The 20,965-nt window shown below is 67.4% G+C and carries 21 protein-coding genes; 12 read left to right on the top strand and 9 right to left on the bottom strand.

Annotation, left to right across the window (positions count from 1 at the left end; translation table 11 throughout):
* Nucleotides 1–33: 33 nt before the first annotated feature.
* On the top strand, nucleotides 34–1,725 hold the full coding sequence (gene ilvD, locus ACFWPX_RS01105; RefSeq protein ID WP_378924776.1) for a dihydroxy-acid dehydratase: 1,692 nt from the start codon (nucleotides 34–36) through the stop codon (nucleotides 1,723–1,725).
* A gap of 50 nt (nucleotides 1,726–1,775) precedes the next feature.
* On the opposite strand, the gene ACFWPX_RS01110 is transcribed toward ilvD, so the two are convergent.
* On the bottom strand, nucleotides 1,776–2,903 hold the full coding sequence (locus tag ACFWPX_RS01110) for an NADH:flavin oxidoreductase (RefSeq protein ID WP_378924778.1): 1,128 nt from the start codon (nucleotides 2,901–2,903) through the stop codon (nucleotides 1,776–1,778).
* A gap of 114 nt (nucleotides 2,904–3,017) precedes the next feature.
* Here ACFWPX_RS01110 and ACFWPX_RS01115 point away from each other — a divergent pair, with 114 nt between their 5' ends.
* On the top strand, nucleotides 3,018–3,473 hold the full coding sequence (locus ACFWPX_RS01115) for a MarR family winged helix-turn-helix transcriptional regulator (RefSeq protein WP_378924780.1): 456 nt from the start codon (nucleotides 3,018–3,020) through the stop codon (nucleotides 3,471–3,473).
* On the opposite strand, the gene ACFWPX_RS01120 is transcribed toward ACFWPX_RS01115, so the two are convergent.
* Nucleotides 3,462–4,196, bottom strand: coding sequence for an ATP-binding cassette domain-containing protein (locus ACFWPX_RS01120; protein WP_378924782.1), 735 nt, complete (start codon nucleotides 4,194–4,196; stop codon nucleotides 3,462–3,464). The genes ACFWPX_RS01115 and ACFWPX_RS01120 overlap by 12 nt on opposite strands.
* A 242-nt stretch (nucleotides 4,197–4,438) precedes the next feature.
* Between ACFWPX_RS01120 and ACFWPX_RS01125 the strand changes: the two genes are divergently transcribed.
* Complete coding sequence (locus ACFWPX_RS01125; protein ID WP_378924784.1) at nucleotides 4,439–5,440, top strand: AraC family transcriptional regulator ligand-binding domain-containing protein; 1,002 nt, start codon at nucleotides 4,439–4,441, stop codon at nucleotides 5,438–5,440.
* On the opposite strand, the gene ACFWPX_RS01130 is transcribed toward ACFWPX_RS01125, so the two are convergent.
* The gene (locus ACFWPX_RS01130; protein ID WP_378913500.1) at nucleotides 5,430–5,621 is read right to left on the bottom strand and encodes a hypothetical protein; all 192 of its coding nucleotides are present in this window, start codon (nucleotides 5,619–5,621) and stop codon (nucleotides 5,430–5,432) included. The two genes, ACFWPX_RS01125 and ACFWPX_RS01130, sit on opposite strands and share 11 nt — an antisense overlap.
* 234 nt (nucleotides 5,622–5,855) lie before the next feature.
* Here ACFWPX_RS01130 and ACFWPX_RS01135 point away from each other — a divergent pair, with 234 nt between their 5' ends.
* Nucleotides 5,856–7,700, top strand: coding sequence for a glycoside hydrolase family 15 protein (locus ACFWPX_RS01135; protein WP_378924786.1), 1,845 nt, complete (start codon nucleotides 5,856–5,858; stop codon nucleotides 7,698–7,700).
* A 26-nt stretch (nucleotides 7,701–7,726) separates the two neighbouring features.
* The gene (locus tag ACFWPX_RS01140) at nucleotides 7,727–8,932 is read left to right on the top strand and encodes an AI-2E family transporter (RefSeq protein WP_378924788.1); all 1,206 of its coding nucleotides are present in this window, start codon (nucleotides 7,727–7,729) and stop codon (nucleotides 8,930–8,932) included.
* A 29-nt stretch (nucleotides 8,933–8,961) separates the two neighbouring features.
* Here ACFWPX_RS01140 and ACFWPX_RS01145 read toward each other — a convergent pair whose 3' ends face one another.
* Both ACFWPX_RS01145 and ACFWPX_RS01150 read right to left on the bottom strand, forming a co-directional pair.
* Nucleotides 8,962–9,345 (bottom strand): DUF1304 domain-containing protein, encoded by a 384-nt coding sequence (locus ACFWPX_RS01145; protein WP_378913497.1) that lies wholly within the window; start codon nucleotides 9,343–9,345, stop codon nucleotides 8,962–8,964.
* Complete coding sequence (locus ACFWPX_RS01150) at nucleotides 9,342–9,599, bottom strand: hypothetical protein (RefSeq protein ID WP_378924789.1); 258 nt, start codon at nucleotides 9,597–9,599, stop codon at nucleotides 9,342–9,344. The genes ACFWPX_RS01145 and ACFWPX_RS01150 overlap by 4 nt, the downstream gene beginning before the upstream one ends.
* A 170-nt stretch (nucleotides 9,600–9,769) precedes the next feature.
* Here ACFWPX_RS01150 and ACFWPX_RS01155 point away from each other — a divergent pair, with 170 nt between their 5' ends.
* Entirely contained in the window at nucleotides 9,770–10,162 is a 393-nt protein-coding gene (locus ACFWPX_RS01155; RefSeq protein WP_378924791.1) for a hypothetical protein, read from the top strand.
* A gap of 63 nt (nucleotides 10,163–10,225) precedes the next feature.
* Nucleotides 10,226–11,509 (top strand): class I SAM-dependent methyltransferase, encoded by a 1,284-nt coding sequence (locus ACFWPX_RS01160; RefSeq protein ID WP_378924792.1) that lies wholly within the window; start codon nucleotides 10,226–10,228, stop codon nucleotides 11,507–11,509.
* Here the strand turns inward: ACFWPX_RS01160 and ACFWPX_RS01165 are convergent, their stop codons facing one another.
* A complete protein-coding gene (locus ACFWPX_RS01165) occupies nucleotides 11,510–12,079 on the bottom strand; it encodes a TetR/AcrR family transcriptional regulator (RefSeq protein WP_378924793.1) in 570 nt (189 codons plus the stop codon).
* 66 nt (nucleotides 12,080–12,145) lie between these two features.
* Between ACFWPX_RS01165 and ACFWPX_RS01170 the strand changes: the two genes are divergently transcribed.
* Nucleotides 12,146–13,456, top strand: a complete 1,311-nt coding sequence (locus ACFWPX_RS01170; RefSeq protein WP_378924795.1) for a flavin monoamine oxidase family protein — start codon at nucleotides 12,146–12,148, stop codon at nucleotides 13,454–13,456.
* A gap of 2 nt (nucleotides 13,457–13,458) precedes the next feature.
* On the opposite strand, the gene ACFWPX_RS01175 is transcribed toward ACFWPX_RS01170, so the two are convergent.
* Nucleotides 13,459–14,289: an SAM-dependent methyltransferase gene (locus ACFWPX_RS01175; RefSeq protein WP_378924797.1), complete on the bottom strand. Its 831-nt coding sequence runs from the start codon at nucleotides 14,287–14,289 to the stop codon at nucleotides 13,459–13,461.
* A 26-nt stretch (nucleotides 14,290–14,315) separates the two neighbouring features.
* Complete coding sequence (locus tag ACFWPX_RS01180; RefSeq protein ID WP_378924799.1) at nucleotides 14,316–15,233, bottom strand: helix-turn-helix domain-containing protein; 918 nt, start codon at nucleotides 15,231–15,233, stop codon at nucleotides 14,316–14,318.
* 162 nt (nucleotides 15,234–15,395) lie between these two features.
* On the opposite strand from ACFWPX_RS01180, the gene ACFWPX_RS01185 reads away from it, so the two are divergent.
* Nucleotides 15,396–15,560, top strand: coding sequence for a hypothetical protein (locus tag ACFWPX_RS01185; RefSeq protein ID WP_378913489.1), 165 nt, complete (start codon nucleotides 15,396–15,398; stop codon nucleotides 15,558–15,560).
* Nucleotides 15,561–15,591: 31 nt separating this feature from the next.
* On the opposite strand, the gene ACFWPX_RS01190 is transcribed toward ACFWPX_RS01185, so the two are convergent.
* Nucleotides 15,592–16,230 carry a TetR/AcrR family transcriptional regulator gene (locus ACFWPX_RS01190; protein WP_378924801.1) on the bottom strand — a complete coding sequence of 213 codons (639 nt, stop codon included), beginning with the start codon at nucleotides 16,228–16,230 and terminating at the stop codon, nucleotides 15,592–15,594.
* Between the two features lie 202 nt (nucleotides 16,231–16,432).
* Here ACFWPX_RS01190 and ACFWPX_RS01195 point away from each other — a divergent pair, with 202 nt between their 5' ends.
* The 3 genes from ACFWPX_RS01195 (at nucleotide 16,433) to ACFWPX_RS01205 (ending at nucleotide 20,899) form a co-directional block, all read left to right on the top strand.
* Nucleotides 16,433–17,854 (top strand): NAD(P)/FAD-dependent oxidoreductase, encoded by a 1,422-nt coding sequence (locus tag ACFWPX_RS01195; protein ID WP_378924803.1) that lies wholly within the window; start codon nucleotides 16,433–16,435, stop codon nucleotides 17,852–17,854.
* On the top strand, nucleotides 17,847–19,637 hold the full coding sequence (locus ACFWPX_RS01200; protein ID WP_378924804.1) for an FAD-dependent oxidoreductase: 1,791 nt from the start codon (nucleotides 17,847–17,849) through the stop codon (nucleotides 19,635–19,637). The genes ACFWPX_RS01195 and ACFWPX_RS01200 overlap by 8 nt, the downstream gene beginning before the upstream one ends.
* Nucleotides 19,638–19,750: 113 nt before the next feature.
* Nucleotides 19,751–20,899, top strand: a complete 1,149-nt coding sequence (locus ACFWPX_RS01205; protein WP_378924806.1) for an AI-2E family transporter — start codon at nucleotides 19,751–19,753, stop codon at nucleotides 20,897–20,899.
* Nucleotides 20,900–20,965 lie beyond the last annotated feature (66 nt).

The following is a 20,965-nucleotide window of genomic DNA, read 5'->3' on the forward strand; positions in this document are numbered from 1 at the left end:
CGATTTCGCGACCGGGGATCGTAGGCTTGCGCTATGGCACACGACACCGAACAGCCCGTCGATATCAAGCCACGCTCCCGCGATGTCACGGACGGACTCGAGAAAACTGCCGCCCGCGGCATGCTTCGCGCTGTCGGCATGGGTGACGAGGACTGGGTCAAACCGCAGATCGGTGTGGCCTCCAGCTGGAACGAGATCACCCCGTGCAATCTGTCGCTCGACCGGCTGGCCAAGGCGGTCAAGCGCGGCGTGCACACCGGGGGTGGCTACCCGCTCGAGTTCGGCACGATATCGGTGTCCGACGGTATCTCGATGGGGCACGAGGGGATGCACTTCTCGCTGGTGAGCCGCGAGATCATCGCCGACTCCGTCGAGACCGTGATGATGGCCGAGCGCCTCGACGGTTCTGTTCTGCTCGCGGGCTGTGACAAGAGCCTGCCGGGCATGCTGATGGCCGCCGCGCGCCTGGACCTGGCGAGTGTCTTCCTCTACGCGGGGTCGACCTTGCCCGGCAATATCGACGGCAAGGACGTCACCATCATCGACGCGTTCGAAGCTGTCGGCGCCTGCATCAAGGGGCTGATCACCCCGGCCGAGGTCGATCGCATCGAGCGGGCGATCTGTCCGGGTGAAGGCGCGTGCGGCGGCATGTACACCGCCAACACCATGGCCTCGGCGGCCGAGGCACTCGGGATGAGCCTGCCCGGGTCGGCCGCCCCACCTGCCCCCGACCGTCGTCGTGACGACTACGCCGAGAAGTCCGGCGAAGCCGTCGTCGGGTTGCTGCGCAAGGGGATCACCGCACGCGACATCATGACGATGGAGGCGTTCGAGAACGCCATCACCGTCGTCATGGCGCTCGGCGGGTCGACCAACGCGGTGCTACACCTGCTGGCCATCGCCCGCGAGGCCGGTGTCGACCTCACCCTCGCCGACTTCAACCGAGTCGGTGACAAGGTGCCGCACCTGGGCGACCTCAAGCCGTTCGGTCGGTACGTCATGAACGATGTCGACAGAGTCGGCGGCATTCCCGTCGTGATGAAAGCCCTGTTGGACGCGGGTCTCATGCACGGCGACGTCATGACCGTCACGGGCGCGACCATGGCCGAGAACCTCGCCCATATCGAACTCGGCCTCGACGGCGATGTCATTCGGCGCCTCGATCGGCCGATCCACCGGACCGGCGGGCTCACTATCCTGCACGGCTCGCTGGCGCCCGAAGGCGCCGTCGTGAAGAGCGCCGGTTTCGACTCCGATGTCTTCCGCGGCACGGCTCGGGTGTTCGACGGGGAACGTGGGGCGATGAACGCGCTCGAGGACGGCACGATCGTGGCCGGTGATGTGGTCGTCATCCGCAACGAAGGACCCAAGGGCGGACCCGGTATGCGCGAAATGCTCGCCATCACCGGCGCGATCAAAGGCGCAGGCCTCGGCAAGGACGTCCTGCTGCTCACCGACGGCCGATTCTCCGGCGGCACAACCGGATTGTGCGTCGGCCATGTCGCGCCCGAGGCCGTGGACGGCGGCCCGATCGCTTTCGTCCGCGACGGCGACCCGATCGTCCTCGATGTCGCCAACCGCATCCTCGACGTCGAGATCGACGAGAGCGAACTCGCCGCTCGCAAGGTCGGCTGGGAACCGCTCCCACCCAAGTACACCTCGGGCGTGCTGGCGAAGTACCGCAAGCTCGTCAGCTCGGCCGCGCACGGCGCCGTCACAGGCTGACCGCGCCTCGGCCCTGATCCCCACGGCGGGATCAGGGCGTCGATGGTCGCTCAGCTCAGGGTCTTGAGCGCCGCTCCGTCGTATGGCCGCACCTCGTCGGTCCGACCGGCCAGGACCTTGGACGCCCACTCCGGGTCCTGGAGCAGGGCCCGACCGACGGCGACCATGTCGAATTCGTCGCGTTCCATGCGGTCGAGGAGGTTGTCCAGGCTGCCGAGCTCGGCGCCCTGGCCCGAGAGCGCACGGAGGAAGTCGCCGTCGAGGCCGACCGAACCGACGGTGATGGTCGGACTGCCGGTGAGCTTCTTGGTCCAGCCGGCCAGGTTCAGGTCCGAGCCATCGAACTCCGGGAGCCAGTAGCGGCGGGTGGAGGCGTGGAAGGCGTCGACACCGGCCGCGGCGAGCGGGGCCAGGATCGCCTCCAGCTCCTGCGGGGACTCGGCGAGCCGCGCGTCGTAGGCCTCCTGCTTCCACTGCGAGTAGCGGAAGATCACCGGGAACTCGGGTGAGACCACCGACCGGACCGCGGCCACGATCTCGGCGGCGAACCTCGTCCGGGCCACCGCGTCGCCGCCGTAGACATCGTCACGGCGGTTGGTCCGCGACCAGAGGAACTGGTCGAGGAGATAGCCATGGGCACCGTGCAGTTCGACGCCGTCGAAGCCGATGCGCTCGGCGGCCGCGGCTGCCTCGGCGAAGGCACCGATGACGTCGTCCAGGTCACGCTGGGTCATCGCCTTGCCTGCGCCCTCGGTGCCGTCGACGCGAATGCCGGAGGGGCCCACGGCGGGCGCATCAGGGTAAGGCGCCTCACCCTGCTTGCGGACCATGCCGATGTGCCACAGCTGCGGCACGATCGTGCCGCCGGCCGCGTGCACGTCCTCGGCGACCTTCGCCCACCCCGCCAACTGCTCCTCGCCGTGGAACCGCGGCACGCGATCGCTCTGCCCGGCGGAATCGTGGCCGACGTAGGTCCCCTCGGTGACGATCAGGCCCACGCCGGCGGCGGCGCGACGGGCGTAGTAGGACCGCACGTCGTCACCGGGGACGCCGCCCGGCGAGAACATGCGCGTCATCGGCGCCATCACGATGCGGTTCGGGACAGTCAGACCGTTCAGCGTGACGGGCCGCGACAGGATCTCGGCCGTACGGGCGACCTCGGACGGGGTGACGATCACTGGCTACTCCTCAGAGCTACTTGACAACATCGATGGTTGAGAACTTCAAGCAATGTCCACACGCTAGAGGCAAATATTTGAGATAGTCAAGTTTCTGCGGATAAGCTGACTCTCATGGAAGAAGCTCCGCGCGTCGATACGGCCCAGCTCATGGAGCTGCTCTCGGTGTCACTCGGCGTCTATTACGGGGACTTCACCGCCGCGGCGGCGAGTGAGAACCTCACCGCGAGCCAGGGCAAAACGCTCACCGTGCTGCGCCGGGGCCCCGTCGCGATGCGCGCCCTGGCCGACACCTTGGCCTGCGACGCTTCCAACGTCACCGGAATCATCAACCGGCTGGAGAAACGCGGCCTCGTGCGCCGCGAGACCAGCGCATCCGACCGCCGCGTCACAAACCTCGTCATCACCCCCGAGGGCGAGCAGGTCACCGATACGATCCGGGCGAAAATGCGCGCCACCCAAGACGGCCTGAAGAGCCTCACCGACCAAGACCGGGACCGTCTATACGCCCTCCTGGAACGCGTTTTCGTCACCCGCGGTTCACGGCGGGCCGCAGCATCAGAGGCCTGATCCGAGAAGGGCCCGCACGAACGTGTCGGTCGAGTGGGTCAGCTCCGCGGTCGTCCCTGCGGCAAGGACTCGACCCGCGTGCAGAATCACCATTCGGTCCGCGAAGCCGCCCTGCGTCAGCATCCGTACCTCGTTGCTGACCACGAGTACCGCCGCGCCGGAGTCCGCGTAGTCACGCAATGACCTCCACACCCCGTACGCCGTTCCCATATCGAGGGAATTGGTAGGTCCATCCGCGATGAGGACGGACGGAGCGGGTAGCAGCGCGGCGGCCAGTGCGGCTCGCTGGATCTGGCCTCCTGAATGTTGATGCGGGAGAAGGTCCAGGGTGTCGGTTGGATAGTGCGCGGCGGCGCATGCTCGCTCGACACTCCACGCGCGGTGGCGGCGCTCCAGCGTTCGCATCTGAGCGCCTACAGTCTTGTCGGTGTCGAAGGCGGTCACACCTTCTTGAGGCACGTAGCCGACGACGCGCTCACGCAGTGCCGGCCAGTGCTCACCGTTCACGGCCTCACCATTGATCAAGACGCGGCCCTGATATCGCGCCGCAGCGGGCAATCGTCCGGTGAGAGCCGCGCCAACCATCGTCTTTCCAGCGCCGGGCGCGCCGAGCAGGGCGGTGATCCGACCGGCAGGCACGACGAGGTCTACCTCCGTGAGCACGGTTTCGCTCCATCGGCCGGTGTCTATGCGGACGGTGAGGCAGCACAGTTCAGCGGTCATGAGCCAGCTTTCTGAACGAGGGGCCGGTGCCGATGCGTCACGCGTTTGCGGGCACAGGCTTACTCGGGCCCGAGAATATCCGGCGCTCTACGAACATGACACGGTCGAATACTGTAGAACCGGATCAAACCAGAGGTGCCGATCTCGAAACGACAGACGTTGACCGACGGACTCTCCCCCATCGGTCGGCGTCTGCAGCCGCGACCCGTTCGCAGATCGGCATGCTGCCACGAGGAGACGTCATGGCTACCGACCAGAGTTTGCTGCATCGTTTCGTCATTTCCCAGTTCGACGCTGCCGGGCTGGACCGTGCGCAGCTGATTCGCGACACCGGGGTTCCGGATTGGTCGATGACCGGCGACGACGTGCATCTACCCAGTTCGACGTTCTCCCGGCTGTGGGAGGTCGGCGAACATCGTCTCGGTCCGGACGTCGCCCTGCAGGTCGCCCGGCGCTACAAGCTGTCCAGCCTTGGCCTGTACGACTATCTGTTCGCGTCCGCGCCGACCTTGGGCGCCGGCCTGGCCACCTGCGGTCCCTACGTCACCGCGGTCACCACCAATCACCGGTTCGACCTGGTCTCCGAGACCGAGGACGAGTCCACCCTGTATCTCGAGATGCTCGACGGCGAAGGCCGAGGACGGGACCACACCCAGCTGTGGGGATTGTCGGCCGTCCTGAGCCGCGCACGCCGGGTCGTCAACGATCCGTTGAACCCGGTGCGCATCTCGCTGCGTCAGGCCGCTCCCGCGCGTGTCGATGGCTTTCGCGCCGTGTTCGGTTCCGCCACACTGGAATTCGACGCACCGACCGATTCCATGACTTTCCGCGCCACTGACCTGGATCTGCCTCTGACCACTGCCGATCCAGTACTGGCCGCGGTCCTGCAGCCGCTGGCCGCCGCGCTGGCACCCCCACCGACCCTCGCCTCGGCCTGGCCCGAACGGGTGGCCGCCGCATTGGACGAGGCCATCGAGGCAGGCGTGGTCTCCCTCGACTGTGTCGCGCGGATCCTCAACATCAGCCCCCGAACCCTGCAGCGACGGCTGACCGAATCGGGTACCACGTGGCGGGCCGAACTGGATCGGGCCCGCAGCGCCAGGTTGTCGCAAGCGGTGTCCACGGGGTCGCTCAGCGGCACCAAGCAGGCCGAGCTCCTCGGCTACTCCGATGCGGGCTCGTTGCGCCGGGCGGCTCGACGCTGGTCGGCGGGTGCACATCCGATCGGGACCATCACGTCCTGAGGTAGGTCGAGGCGATCTGCCAGAAGGTATCCCGCTCCAGCAGCCGGAAGTCCCACCCATCGATGATGTCCCGGAACGCAGTCACTATCCCGGCGACATCGAAATCGTCCCGGGTGGCGGTTCCCTTCGCCTCCAGCGCGGAGATCACGTAGGCGGTGGCGCTCTCCCTCGTAACCGACACCGCACACTCCCATCGTTCACAGACCGACAATACGAACGTAAGTGTCGAATTTCATCGGGGCCGCGACAAGGACAGAACGCGCCAACCTCGTGCCGAACGCGCCAACCTCGTTGCGACGTGATCCACCGGCACGGCACTGGGATTCACCCGTTCCGGGTGAGGGCGTCACCGATGTTCGCTGGTTTGCTGGATCTCACCGCCCGCACGGACGGCGGTCCGAGGCGAGGAGCGTTCGTGAACACGTACCCGCCGATCGACGAGCACGGCATCGTCGGCGATTTGCAGACCGCGGCGCTGGTGTCGTCCGCCGGGACGATCGACTGGTGGTGCGCTCCCCGATTCGATTCACCGAGCGTGTTCGCCTCGCTGCTCGACAGCGAGAAGGGCGGACATTGTTCGCTCGCCGTCGAACCCACCACCAGCGCGGTGACCGTCCGCCAGCTGTACCTTCCGGATACCGCCGTCCTATTGACGCGGTTCTCCGGGCCCGACGGTGTGGGCGAGGTCGCCGATTTCATGGAACCGATTCGCGGCACCGAACCCGCCGCGCGGCACAGGCTGGTGCGGGTCGTGCGAGTGGTACGCGGCAGTCTGACGTTCACCCTCGCGTGCCGCCCCCGGTTCGACTACGCGCGCGCCACCCACACCCTCGATCGCGTCGACGAACGAACCGCCGTCTTCCGTTCCGCCACCGCCGATCTCCACCTGCAGTCCACCGACCCGATCGCCCTGCACCCCGATGGTGCGGACATCACCGCGCGATTCACGCTGTCCGCTGGTGAGCGCGCCGCGGTCGTGCTGACCACCGCCCCCGCCGGCGCGGAAGTCTCGTCGGCACCGGTGTGGAAGTCGATCGCCCTCGAGTTCGACCAGTGCCGTCACTTCTGGCAGACCTGGTTGCGCTCGTCCACCTACCGCGGGCGCTGGCGGGACATGGTCAACCGTTCCGCGATCACCCTCAAACTGCTCACCTACGCCCCGAGCGGCGCGCCGATCGCCGCGGCCACCATGGGGTTGCCCGAACAGATCGGGGGCGAACGCAATTGGGACTACCGCTACACCTGGATCCGGGACGCTTCGCTGTCGGTGCGCGCGCTGATCGACCTCGGTTTCACCGAGGAGGCCTATGCCTTCCGTCGCTGGCTGCGCGAACGGGTCGAAGCGGGTGGCACCGCCTCCGGCGAACCCCTGCAGATCATGTACCGCGTCGACGGTGACCCCCATCTGGACGAAGTGACCCTGACCCATCTGGAGGGATATCAGGGTTCGGCACCGGTGCGGGTGGGCAATGGCGCAGCCGATCAGATCCAGCTCGATATCTACGGCGAGGCAGCCGACGCGCTGGCGCAGGAATCGGATATGGCCGCCATTGCCGGCTGGCGGACATTCACCGGTCTCATCGACTGGCTCGCCGACAACTGGGACCGCCCCGACGAGGGCATCTGGGAAACGCGCGGCGGCCGCCAGGAATTCACCTACAGCCGGCTGATGACCTGGGTGGCCTTCGACCGCAGTATCCGCATGGCGACCGAGAACGCCAGACCCGCCGCCGTGACCCGCTGGACAGCCGAACGCGACGCGGTCTTCCGGCAGATCGTCGAACGGGGCTGGAGCGACAAACGCCAGGCATTCGTCCAGCACTACGCCACCGAGGTGCTCGACGCCTCGCTGCTGCTCATGCCCCGGATGAGATTCCTGTCCCCGACCGACCCGATGTGGCTGAGCACGCTCGACGCGATGGACAAGGAGCTGGTCAGTGACAGCCTGGTCTACCGATACGACCCCGCGGCATCACCCGACGGCCTGCGCGGCACCGAAGGCACCTTCAACCTGTGCAGCTTCCTCTACGTCGAAGCCCTCGCCCGGACCGGCCGCCTGCAACAGGCCCGCTATGCCTTCGACAAGATGCTCACCTACGCCAACCACGTCGGCCTGTTCGCCGAGGAGATCGGTCCCTCCGGCGAGCAGCTGGGCAACTTCCCTCAGGCCTTCACCCACCTGGCCCTGATCACCGCCGCCATCGCGCTCGACGAAGAACTCGATCGCGCCGAGGACGAGCCGCCGTCGACGACGCGCTGATCCGGCAGGCGTGCCAAACTAGCAACGTGAGCGGGCCGGTGAAGAAAACCAGTGGGGCGCAACCGAACGGGAAGCCGTCGCGTGAGCGAGGCGACGTGATCGGCGGCGGGATCCTGTGGCTGGCGAAATGGTCGCTGTGCATCGTGGCGATCGCGGCAGGCGCGTGGGTACTCGGTACGGTGACCGCCCGGCTCTGGGTGGTGATCCTGCCCGTCGCACTGGCGATAGTGGTGACGACCATCCTGTGGCCGTCGACCCGCTGGCTGACCCAGCACAAGCTACGGCCGGCGCTGGCCGCGTCGATCACCTTGCTCACGTTCGTGGCATTGCTGGCCGGGGTCGTCGCGTTGATCGTGCCTTCGGTGGCCGATCAAGCACCCGAACTCGCCGACAAAGCCACCGCCGGGGTCAACCAGGTACGCAACTGGATCCAGGGACCACCGCTGCGCCTTCGCGACGAGCAACTCGATTCCGCGGTCGAAGCGATCGTGGGGCGACTCCAGTCCAGTGGCGCGCAGATCGCCAGCGGCGTGTTCACCGGCGTGTCTACGGCCACCTCGCTCCTGATCACCGTGTTCCTGGTCTTGGTGCTGGTGTTCTTCTTCCTGAAGGACGGCACACGTTTTCTGCCCTGGATGCATCGGGTGTTCGGCAACCGCAGCGGCCGCCACGTCGAAGCCGTCCTGGAACGCGTCTGGGCGACCCTGGGCGGATTCATCCGTACGCAGGCGATCGTCAGCATGGTCGACGCCGTGCTCATCGGCGCGGCGCTGTTCATCCTCGATGTTCCGCTGGCGCTGGTGCTGTCGGTGATCACCTTCATCGGCGGATTCGTCCCGATGGTCGGAGCTTTCGTCGCCGGCGCGCTCGCGGTCCTCGTCGCGCTGGTCGGCAACGGGCTCACCACCGCGCTGATCGTGCTCGGCGTCGTCATCGCGGTGCAGCAATTGGAAGGCAATGTGCTGCAACCGGTCCTGCAGAGCCGCAGCATGGAATTGCACGCCGTTATCGTGCTGCTCTCCGTCGCCGCGGGCGGCTCGCTCTACGGCATCACCGGCGCCTTCCTCGCGGTACCGGTGGTCGCGATGGTCGCGGTGGTGATCCGCTACATCGGCGAGCAGATCGACACTGCCACCGCAACACCACCAGAGGCAGACGAGCCCGATCCGGACGACGCCGTTGTGGCCCCACCGTCGCCCGGCTCCGCCGTATCACCCGATCCCAGCGCATAGCCCTCGTCTGCGGATCGCCGTGGACGTGCTCAGAGCCGGGCGATCACCAAGGCGACACAACCGATCAGGGGCGGGATCAACTGGATCAGGGCCGGACGCGCCTTACTCGGTGACGATGCCAGCAGCACCACACCGGCCGCCACCATCGAGCCTGCCCCGGCAAGCACCAGCGCGAGCCCGATTCCCTTGTCGCCGAACGCGGTGAACCCCATCCCGATCGCCGCGACAACGGCCAGGAAGAGGTTGTAGAACCCCTGGTTGAAGGCCATCTCCTTGGTGGCCTCCGCGTCGGCCGCGGATATCCCGAACGTCGCTCGCGTCTGCGGTTCGGTCCACCGCAGCGACTCCATCACGAAGATGTAGCCGTGCAGCAGCACTGCCACTCCGATGAAGACCAATCCGATCGCGGTCATCGATCCGCCTCGCCTTTGCCTTTGCCCTTACCTTTACCTTTGCCCTCTGACTTTCCCTTACCTTTGCCCTTGCCCTTGTCGTCGGCTTCGCTCCCGGGATCGTCCGCGATATCGGCTTTGCCACCATTCGCGTTCCCGGCGACCTCACTGTATTGCTGCTGTGGGGCAGGTGCCGATGGTTGGGCGGAGACGGTGCCCGCGGTCAGGAAAGCGGCGAGGATGCCGGTGGCGACGGCGATCTTGTGAGTCGACACGTGTGAGCCCCTTCTCGTGGTGGAAGTGGTACGGCTGTGATCAACCTACGAGCAAAACGGACACATTCCTGGCACCGACCCGCGGACCGACCAGCGACATCATGGCGAATATGCCGTTCGGCGAGGACACTGTGGAGAGGCAAGCCAACTCGTCCGCAGGAGGGCACGCGATGGCAAACACTGGGCCGTTCGGCATCGATCCGGAAGACTTCGAACGCGCACTGCGTGGGACGGGAGCCGAACTCAGCGAACTGTTCGGGAAGGCCGCCGGATACCTGGATCGCGTGGATCAGGCCGGCGTCGGTGCGCTGTCGTCGCTGCTCGGTCAGTTCGTCCAGCCGCAAGGCACACGTCCACCGGCGCCGGAGGGCGAAACCACCGGCGAGACCGGCAGCGGAGTATGGGCGATCTACACCGTCGAGGACGCCGGTGAGGCCAGGATCGACCAGGTCTTTCCGAACGAGCTCGAAGCATTACGCGCCCACCGCGACAACACCGACGATCGTCGTCGGGTGCGGTTTCTCCCCTACGGTGTACCGGCAAGCGTGCTGGACTCGCCCTGATCGGGAACCGATGGCGCCGCGTCGTTGCCACCGCAGCAGCGCGACGCGGGCCATAGTGGTCGGATGGGTAACAACGCCACGATCGCCGCCGCGTTCGAACCGCTGCTGCGGGCCACTTTGGGCCCACGCCCTGCGGTGGGGTTCGAATTCTGGGACGGCAGCAGCATCCGACCCGATGGTGACAGCCCCGGCACGATGCGCTTGCGATCCGAGGACGCGCTGCGCCACCTGGTCTGGGCGCCCGGCGAACTCGGCTTGGCGCGCGCATTCGTCTCCGGCACAGTGGATCTCGACGGCGACATCTTCACGATGCTTCGAGCCCTCCAGTCGACCGCGCCGAACGACGCCCGCCTCGGTCCCGGAGCCGCCTGGCAAGCCATCGGCACGGCGCGCCGACTCGGGGCGCTCGGTCGCCGCCCGCGACGACCGCCGGAGGAAGCCCGGCCGCCACGCGGACCATTGCACACCAAACGTCGCGACGCGGCGGCGATCAGTCATCACTACGACGTCGGCAACGATTTCTACCGGCTGGTGCTCGGACCGAGCATGACCTACTCCTGCGCGCGGTTCGTGCCGGAAGACGACAGCTCTCTGGCGGACGCCCAGCGCGCCAAGCACGACCTGATCTGCCGCAAATTGGGTTTGGCCGAGCAGTCGGGTATGCGCCTGCTCGACGTGGGCTGCGGCTGGGGGTCCATGGCGATGCACGCGGCGTCGACCTATGGGGCGCAGGTCGTGGGCGTCACGATCAGCAGTGCCCAGGTCGAACTCGCCCGCAAGCGGGTCGCCGACGCGGGGCTGTCGGGCAGCGTCGAGATCCGGCTCGCCGATTATCGGGATCTGCGCGGCGAAGAGTTCGACGCCATCTCCTCGATCGGCATGTTCGAACACGTCGGCTCCCAGCGTGCCGCGGAGTACTTCGACACCCTGCGCGCATTGCTGCGCCCGCGCGGGCGGCTACTCAACCACGCCATCTCCTCCCCGGGCGGCTCCGTGATGCGCAACAGTTCCTTCGTCGGGCGCTATGTCTTCCCGGACGGTGAACTCCTCGACGTGGGCGAAGTCGTACTGGCCATGGAACGCGCCGGATTCGAGGTTCGTGATGTGGAGGCCCTGCGCGAGCACTACGCGCGCACCCTGCGCCACTGGGTCGCGAATCTGGAAACCGATTGGGAACAAGCGGTTTCACTGGTCGGCGAGGGGCGTGCACGAATCTGGCGTCTCTATATGGCCGCCTCCGCGCTGGGCTTCGAGGACGGCGGACTCGGGATTCACCAGGTACTCGGCGTGGTGCCGGAAGCAACGGGGAACGCCGATATGCCCGCGACCCGACGCATCTGGGGATAGTTACAAGTCGAGGGCCTTCCAGAGCGCGGTCAGCGCGCGTTTGCGACGTGGGGGCGACCACGGGTGCCCCTCGTCGAAGCCGGTGAGCACCAGCCCGTCGACCATCACATCGAGGACGTCACACGCGGCATCGATGTCGGGCTCGGTAATGCCGGTGTCTGCCAGCAGGCGCCGCACCCGGCCGTCCCACCAGTCGTTGAACAGATCGAGTTCGGCACGCAGAACAGGGTCGCCACGACTGCCGAGCACGAGCGCCAGCCACACCCTGTGCGTCTGCTCATCGGGACTCAGCACCGCCCATTCGACGAGTGCACGCAGGCCTGCCGCACCCTTCACCTCGTCGAGTACCGCCTCGCCCTCGGCGCGGCGCAGGTCGATCTGACGACGAATCGCGAGGCGCAGCATATTGTCCCGGCCACCCACGTAGTGGGTCACGACCGAGGTGGACGCGCCGATGCGGTCGGCCACCGCACGAATTGTCACCGCGCCGAATCCCTGTTCGACCGCGAGGGAAAGTACCGCATCACCGACGGCGACGAGTCGGGCCGCGGTATCGACATGTCGAGGCATAGCCACAGCGTACCCGGTTATGTCACACTTGTTGTACAACACATGTTGCATAACCGGGAGGCGGTCATGGAAGAGACAACCGTTGTCATCGTGGGGGCAGGATTCGCCGGTCTGGCCGCGGCACGGGCGCTGCGCTCGCGTGGCGTGGACGTTCTCGTGCTCGAATCGGCGAATCGGGTGGGCGGACGCGCCTACACCGAGCGATCCGCCGCGGGCACGCCGGTCGATCTGGGTGGCCAGTGGATCGGTCACGATCACGCGCGAGTGACCGCCCTCGCGGCGGAATTCGGTATGCGCCTGTTCCCCACCGCCTCGCAGGGAACACCGGTGCTGGTCGACGGCGGACGCAGGATCGGATCCGCGCCGCTGACCACACTCTCGGCCGGACTGGCAATGCTGAGACTGGAGGTGCTGTCCCGCTTGCCTTTCCGTGCGAGTTCGGACCAGGTGATCGTGGCCGACTGGATCGCACAGATTCCCGGCAGCCGGACGCGGCGGTTGCTCGAAGTCGTTCTGTCCGAAGCGCTCGCGTGTGACCTCGACCAGGTGTCGGTAGGGGCGCTCGGGGCCGGGATCCGCTCGGCGGGCGGAGTGCGGGTCATGCTCGGAACCGCCGGTGGCGCACAGGAATCACTCCTGTCCGGCGGGGCAGGGGGTCTCGCCGACGCACTGGCCGCCGAACTCGGGCCGGTGGTGCACCTGAGCCGACCGGTCACGGCCATGACGCCCACGGCCGGCGGCGTCCTGGTGGACACCCCGTCCGGACCGATCCGTGCCATCCGAGCGATCGTCACCGCACCGCCGCCGATCGCCGCCGCGATCGCGCACGAGCCGCCGATGCCCCCAGAACGCCTGCGGGCTCAGAACAGCACCGTGATGGGCACGATCTACAAAGCGGTCGCGGTCTACGACACCCCGTTCTGGCGCGAGAACGGATACAGCGGAGAAGTTCTCGACCTGAGCGGTCCGGTTCCCGTCTCGTTCGATATCTCACCGACCGACGGTCCGGGGCATCTGTGCGTATTGGTCCCCGGCCGCGCCGCGCGCGCTCTGGATCGGCTCTCGGTAGACGATCGCCGCAACACCGTATTGGCCTCGCTGGCCGACCATTTCGGCCCGCAGACGATGAATCCGCTGAGCTGGCATGAGAAGTCGTGGCATCACGACCCCCACGTGGGTGGTGGCTACAGCGCGCTGCCGATGCCAGGGACGCTCCACGCCCTGACGCGGGAGGCAAGGCCGACCGGCCCGATCCACTGGGCGGGCACCGAAACTGCGCCACAGTGGACCGGGTATCTCGAGGGTGCGGTGCGGTCGGGAGAACGCGCGGCCGGGGCGATCCTGGCGGAAATCGGGACCCTGCGCGCCGCTACCTGAACTCAGTCCTTGCGACCGATCCCCGCCCAGTACCAGGCGCTTTCGGCATCGGCGACGGCGACAGGGCGGTCGACGAGTTCGGGTCGCCAGGCGGCTACGGGGACCAGACCCGGCTCGATGAGGGTGGTTCCGGTGAACAGCTCGCTGGTTTCGGAGTTGCTGCGGGGGTGAAAGGAAATGCCCGAAGCTTCCGCGGCGGCCTTGACTCCGGCCATCGCCTCGGGTGCGAAATCCGCGGTGGGATGGGTGATGACCACGTAGCTGCCGGCGGGGACCGCGTCGAGCAGCTCGGCGATGATGTCCTGCGGACGGTCGCTGTCCGGGAAATACATCATGATCGCGACGAGCATGATGGCGACCGGTTCGGTGAGGTCGAGGGTGCTCGCGAGGTCGGGGTGGTCGAGGATGGACCGCGGGTCGTGCAGGTCGGCGTGAATGAAGCGGGTGCGCCCCTGCTGGGTGCTGCTCATCAACGCTCGGGCGTGGGCGAGCACGATCGGGTCTTTGTCGACGTAGACGACCCGCGCGTTGGGGTCGAGCTGCTGGGCGACCTCGTGAGTGTTTCCGGCCGTGGGTATTCCGGTGCCGATATCGAGGAATTGGGTGATCCCCGCTTCGCCGACCAGGTGCCGGACCGCTCGGCTGAGGAAGGCGCGGTTGGCGCGCGCCATCGTCTTGATGGCGGGGACGTGCTCGGCGATGACATCGCCGAGTGCACGGTCGGCGGGGTAGTTGTCCTTGCCTCCGAGCCAGTAGTCGTAGACGCGTGCTTCGTGGGCGATGGTGGTGTCGACGTCGGTGGACAGCTGGGCACCGAGGGCGTTGTCGGGCATCGGATCTCTGTTCTGATCGGTTTCGGCTACAAGGAGAGGTCGACCGTGGTGGGGGTCGGCCGGAGCGTGTCGAGGAGCTGAGTGGTCTGCTCGGGCGGAAGGGCGCAGACGCACAACCGATCCCAGACACCGTTGAATCGGTCCAGCTCGCTGGGCTTCTCGAGGAACTGGGGGCCCGACAGGTGCAGAAAGTGCGCGATATCGCTCAGCTCGGGCGCCGCGAACCGCAGCATGGTGAAAGGAGTACCGCTGATAGCGGGGCCGCCGATGTAGTCGGGTAGCACCTGCACAGTGATGTTGGGACGGTCCGCCAACTCGGCGAGATGTTCCAATTGCCCCTGCCAGATCTCGGACCCGCCGATCGGGCGGCGCAACGCGGCTTCCTCGATGACAAACCACGCCCGGGGCGGATCAGAACGGGTGAGCAGTCGTTGCCGCCGGGCCAGCAATTCGATGCGGCGCTGGATGTCGGTGGCCGGTTGCCGGTCGGCGATCGCGAAGACCGTGTGCGCGTACGAGGGCGTCCACACCAGTTCGGGCAGCAAGTTCGGCGCGTAGCAACGGATCATCGCGGCGGCGTCCTCGAGTGCCAGATAGGTATCCGGTCGCGCGACCGTCAGATCCGGACCGGCCTGCCACCGTCCGGTCCGATTGGCCCGCTGCACGAGTCGCCGGTATTCGTCGCGCAGATCGGCGTCACGCACGCCGTAGGTGGTCAGCAGATCGTCGACGTCGGCGACGCGGAAGCCGACTCGACCGGCTTCGAGTCGGCTGATCTTCGAGTGCGAGGCGCGGATCGCCCGGCCTGCGGCGTCGCCGCTGATGCCTGCCGCCTCACGCAACCGCCGTAGGCGAACCCCGAGTACCCGGCGCAGCAGGGCAGGATCGTCATCCGGATCCTGCCCGGTGCAGGCGCCGGCGACAGCGCTCAAATCCTCACTCACGACCACTCCTGTCGGCAACAAGTTCGCGAACCTGAGTGTGCCACAACCTCTTACATCCCGATGCCCAACGCTCTGCACGTGCAGATGCACGTGCATGGCCGTAGACTCACGAGGGGATCGGTAGGGATTCCCGTTGGGGGCTGGACAATGAAAATGAGTGACATGACTGCGGGATTCGCCGCCGGTTCGTGCGGCAGGGTCGGGATCGCCGAGGTGGTCCGATCGTATGGGATCGACAAGGTGCACAACAGGATCGAGCATCTGCGCGGCACGGGGATGCATTACGCGGCAGCAGCTATCGAACGCGAGCTCGAGGCGCTCGGCTGATCGGGGAACGAGCGCGGCGCCCGGTCGCGCACTAAGGAGCGTCACCATAGATGACGAGCCAGATCGCGCGCCCGAGCGATTCGGCCAATTCCTCCTCCCCGATACCGGTTTCGGCGGCGAAGGCGACTGAGATCGTGCGTTCGACCATCGACGTGAGCACCAGCGCGGTGGCCCGGGGATCGAGTTGCTGTCCGATGTGGCCCGCGGCCTGTTCGGCCTCCAGCCGCGCACGCACCAGTTCGGCGAAGGTCGCCACCCTGGAACGCCAGTAAGCACCGACTTCCCGGTCGTAGGAGCCGACTTCGCTGAGCGCGAGCAGCAGATAGCGATGGTCGCGGAAACCGCCGATCATCGCGCGCATCGCTCGCACGACGCCGGCCTGCTGATCGGTGTGCTCGGCGCGCCACCATAACTCCGCCGCTGCGAACAGATCGGTGGTCGCCAATTCCGCCATCCGGATCAGCAGCCTGCTCTTGTCCGGAAAGTAGCGATAGAAGGTGGACCTGGCCGCCCCGGAGGCCGCGGCGATCTTCTGCACGGCGAGCTCGGTGAACGGCGTTCCGTCGGCGAGCAGGTCTTCGACCGCGGTCAGTACACGACGCTCGAATTCGGCCCGCCGATCGTCGGTGGGTTTGCGCGCCGATCGCGGGACACGGGTCAGCGACGGCATCGGCGATCCGTCGCCGATGCAGCAGCTGATGCGCTGACATTGACCATGCGCCCATTGTGCCCGTAACGCAGCGGTCGGCCGGGGCGGCGGGGTACGGGCCGTGCCAATCCCCCTGTCCCGGTTCGCTGTTGACACCTGTGCGCGGCCCGCCTCATCATCAATCGGACATACTGTCCGAGACTCAGTGACCGAGGTGGTTCCCATGGTCGATGCCCCTGCCACCGCGGTCGAACGAGTCGGCGTCGTCGTGGTCGGCGCGCGCTGCGCGGGATCGGCGACCGCGGCGACACTGGCGAAGGCGGGCCGCGACGTCGTCGTGCTCGACGCGGCCGCTCTGCCGTCGGACACGCTGTCCACCCATCTGCTCTGGCCGGGCGGTCTGGCAGAACTCCAGCGCCTCGACGCGTTGGCAGCAGTCGAAGCCCTCGGCGCGCCACGGCTGACGGGGGCCTACGCGCAGGGCGCCGGCTACGGTGTCGGCTCCGGCTTTCCGCCGGTCGACGGCATCGACTACGCGATGTGCGTGCGCCGTACCGGACTCGACGCCGCGCTGCTGCGCACTGCGGTGGCCGCGGGCGCCGACGTGCGGCCGCGCTGTCGGGTGATCTCGGTGGTGTGGGACGGAAACCGTTGCGCCGGTGTGCGTTATCTCGACGCTGCGGGCAAGACCGTGGAGCTCCGGGCCGCGCTCGTCGTCGGTGCGGACGGCCGGCGCAGCACCATCGCCCGGGAGGTGGGCGCCGAACGGCCGTTCCTGACCGTGCCCAGCGGGCGCGACTGCTTCTTCGCGTACTGGCGTGACACCGCCGACGCCCCACGCCACATCGCCGCCCAGTGGCGTGTGGGCGCCGACCTCGGCACCGCCTTCCCGTGTGATGACGGCCTGGTGCTCAGTCTGGTGCAGCCGCCCGCCGTCAGCGACCAAGGACGCGGTCCCGGTGTGGCGGAACGCCGCTACACCGAGGCTCTCGCACGGATTCCGGACCTGACCAGCCGGCTGAGCGGCTGTGAGCGGGTGAGCAGGGTGCGTTCCGCCACCGGCATCTTCTCGTACTTCCGTCGTTCCGCCGGCCCGGGTTGGGCCCTGCCCGGCGACTCCGGACATTTCAAGGATCCCGTCACCGCGCAGGGCATCCGCGACGCGCTGCACTACGGACGCACGCTCGCCGAGTCGATGGTGGAAGCTCTCGACGACCCGCGCGCACTCGACGCGGCGCTGTCGCAGTGGGAGTGCCGTCGCGTCGTCGAGTGTCGCGAGATCTTCCACTGGACCAATCGGCTGGCCCGTGGTGAGAACATGCGGCCCTTGGAGATCGAGCTCTACCGCGCCGCTGTCGGTGATCCGGAACTGGCGGAGATCACCGTGGGCATCTTCTCTCGCACCCACCGGCCCGCCGAGCTGTACACCCCGGCACGCGCGCTCGGTCTCGCGGTCCGCGCATTGCGCCATCAGCGAGCGCACCTGCCCGCCGTCCTCACCGACATGGCGCGCGAGGTCCGCGACTCGACCCGCGAACGGCGCACCACGCGAACAACTCTGCGTGGCGGCGCACCGCTCGCCGCGCCACCGTCCACGCCGCGCTCTACCCTCACCATCGCAGGTCCAGGAGAACACCATGCCTGATCAGCCGACACCGTTGTCAGCCCCGATCACCCGCCGCACCGCGTTGCGCGCCGGACTCGTCGCCGGAGCCGCGCTCGCCGTCGCTCCCCCGGTCGCCGCCGCCGGGCCGAGCGCGCGGCGCTCGCCACTGTTGCACTCCGGCGGCAAGACGGTGGCGATATTCGGTGGCGGCATGGCCGGACTGAGCGCGGCCCACGAACTGGCCGAACGCGGATACGACGTCACCGTCTACGAACCCGCGTTCCTCGGCGGCAAGGCGCGCAGCATGGGTGTGCCGGGGACGGCGTCACCCGGTCGCCAGGAACTGCCGGGCGAGCACGGGTTCCGCTTCTTCCCCGGCTGCTATCAGCACGTTCCCGACACGATGCGCCGAATCCCGTTCCCCGGCAACCCGAACGGCGTGCTCGACAACCTGGTGCGGGTCGAGGGTACGGTCGCCGGATTCCAGGACCTCCCGCCGATCTTCGCCCCTGTCGAGCTCGGTGGACTGAGCCAGCTGACGCCAGAACTGTTGCACAACAGCATCATCGGCGCGCTCGGGTTCATCCCCGATCTCCCCGCGCACGAGCTGGCGTTCTTCGCCAAACAGATGCTCGTGTGGTTCACCTCCAGCACCGAACGGCGCTTCGGCCAGTGGGAATACGTGACCTGGGAACAGATCATGCACGCCGAAGGAAAGTCGCCCGCCTACCGGAAGTATCTGGTGAACGCGCTCACCCGGATCACCGTCGCCGCGAAACCTCAGACCAGCTCGGCACGCACCATCGGCACGATCGGCGAGGCACTCGTCCTCGCCGCGTCCGGCACGATCCCGCAGTTCTCCGGTGGCGTGGACCGTATTCTCAACCGCCCGACCAGCATCGCGTGGATCGATCCGTGGGTCGAGTACCTGCGATCACTCGGGGTCCGCTTCGTGCTGGGTCATGGACTCGGCGCACTGCGGATGTCCGGCGGCCGCATCGCCTCGGCGACGGTCACCGGCACGAGCGGGAGCACTACGGTGACCGCCGACCACTATCTGTGCGCCATGCCCGTCGACCGCACCGTCGATCTCCTCGACGAAGCGATCATCGACGCCGATCCACGCCTGGGCGGAATGCGAAACCTCGTCACCGACTGGATGGTCGGCATCCAGTACTACCTACGCCGCACGACCGACATACCCGAAGGACACATCGCCGCACTCGGCTCCCCCTGGGCCCTCACCGCCCTGCGCCAAGCGCCCATGTGGGTGGGTGATTTCCCCGCTACCTACGGCGACGGCTCGGTGCTGGAATGCCTGTCGGTCGACATCTCCGACTGGGACACACCCGGAATCCGCTTCGGCCGCACCGCGAAAGAATGCACCGCGCACGAGATCGCCACCGAGACCTGGGCTCAGCTCAAGGCCTGGCTCAACACCGGCACCGACTGGCTGCGCGACGAGGACATCCATTCCTGGCACCTCGACCCCGGCATCACCTGGTCCGGCGGCGACATCCACAACGAAACCCCACTGCTGGTCAACACGATCGGCTCCTACGACAATCGCCCCGACGCGCACTGCGCGATTCCCAACCTCTACTTCGGTGGTGATCACGTGCGCAACCACATCGACCTGGCGACCATGGAGGGAGCCAACGAATCCGGACGCGCCGCCGCCAACGCCATCCTCGATGCCGCCGACGACCCGAGTCCCCGCGCGCAGATCTTCCCGCTGGTATCCCTGCCCGCGTTCGCTGCCGCCAAAGCCATCGATGCCGATCGCTTCCGCGCCGGCCTCCCGCACCTACTCGACGGCTGAACCGCGCCGACAACGCCCCCGTTCGTGACCGGGGAATCCCACGTCGACGTTGCGGGCACCGACAACCGCGTTGGTGCCGGAAAATGGGCAGGTCCGGGGCGACACTGGGAGCCGTGGACATCGACTCCCCGGACAACACCCCGCAGGCGCCCGCACGGACCAGAATGCCGAAGTGGCTGCCTCGGGCGATGGTGCTGGCCCTGGTGTTCTTCGGGCTGTTCCTGCTCGCCGACTGGGCGTTCCACCGACTGACCGGGCTCCTGATCGTCCTGTTCGTCGCGTTCTTCGTCTCCCTGGCGATGGAACCAGCCGTCGCGGTGCTGGTGCGACGGGGTGTTCCGCGCGGGCTCGCCACCGGCCTGGTGTTCGTGGGCACCTTCGCCTGTGTACTGGCGTTTCTCGCCGCGCTGGTGACGCTGTTGGTGGAAACGGCGACCAACCTGGCCCATGAGACGCCACGCCTGCTCAACGAGGGCGTCGACTGGATCAATAACACCTTCGGTCAGCACTTCACGGTGCACGATCTGAGTCAGCGGCTGCTCCACGAGTCCGATCTGATCGAGGGCTACGCCCACACCGCCGCCGACAACGCCTGGGGCGTGTCGACAACGGTTCTCGGCGGTCTGGCCCAGATCCTGACCATCGCACTGTTCAGCGTCTACCTCACCGCGGGCGGCCCGCGGGTTCGGCGCACCGTGTGCTCACTCCTGCCACCCGCCCGTCAGCAGACCTTCCTGCACGCCTGGGACCTCGCCATCGACAAAACCGGCGGCTACCTGTATTCGCGGGTGCTCCTGGCAATCATCTCCGCGATCGCGCACGGGGTGTTCCTGTCGATCCTGCACATCCCCAACCCCATCGCCCTCGGCGTGTGGTTCGGCGTGATCTCCGCGTTCATCCCGACCATCGGCACCTACATCGCCGCGATCGTGCCGGTGTTCGTCGCGCTGACCGTCGACCCGCTCGACGCGGTGTGGATCCTGTTGTTCGCGGTCGTCTACCAGTGGTTCCAGGACTATCTGCTGCAGCCCCGGATCACCGCGCGCACCGTCGACGTCAACGCCGCGATCGCACTGCTGTCCGTGCTGGCCGGCGGCGCGCTACTCGGAGCGGTCGGTGCGCTACTGGCCATCCCGGCCACCGCGACTTTGCAGGCGTTCCTGTCCGAGTACGTCAAGCATTTCGCGGTGGCCGAGGATCCGCGCATCGAACAGACGACAGCACGCCGGAAACGAACCGCAGCCGCGCCCACCCACGACTGAACCGACCCAATACCTGCGAATCGGGTCCGGGCACTGTTCTCCGAGTGGTAGCGTCGCGCCACCAGT

Source organism: Nocardia sp. NPDC058518 (assembly GCF_042719655.1).
Classification (GTDB): Bacteria; Actinomycetota; Actinomycetes; order Mycobacteriales; family Mycobacteriaceae; genus Nocardia.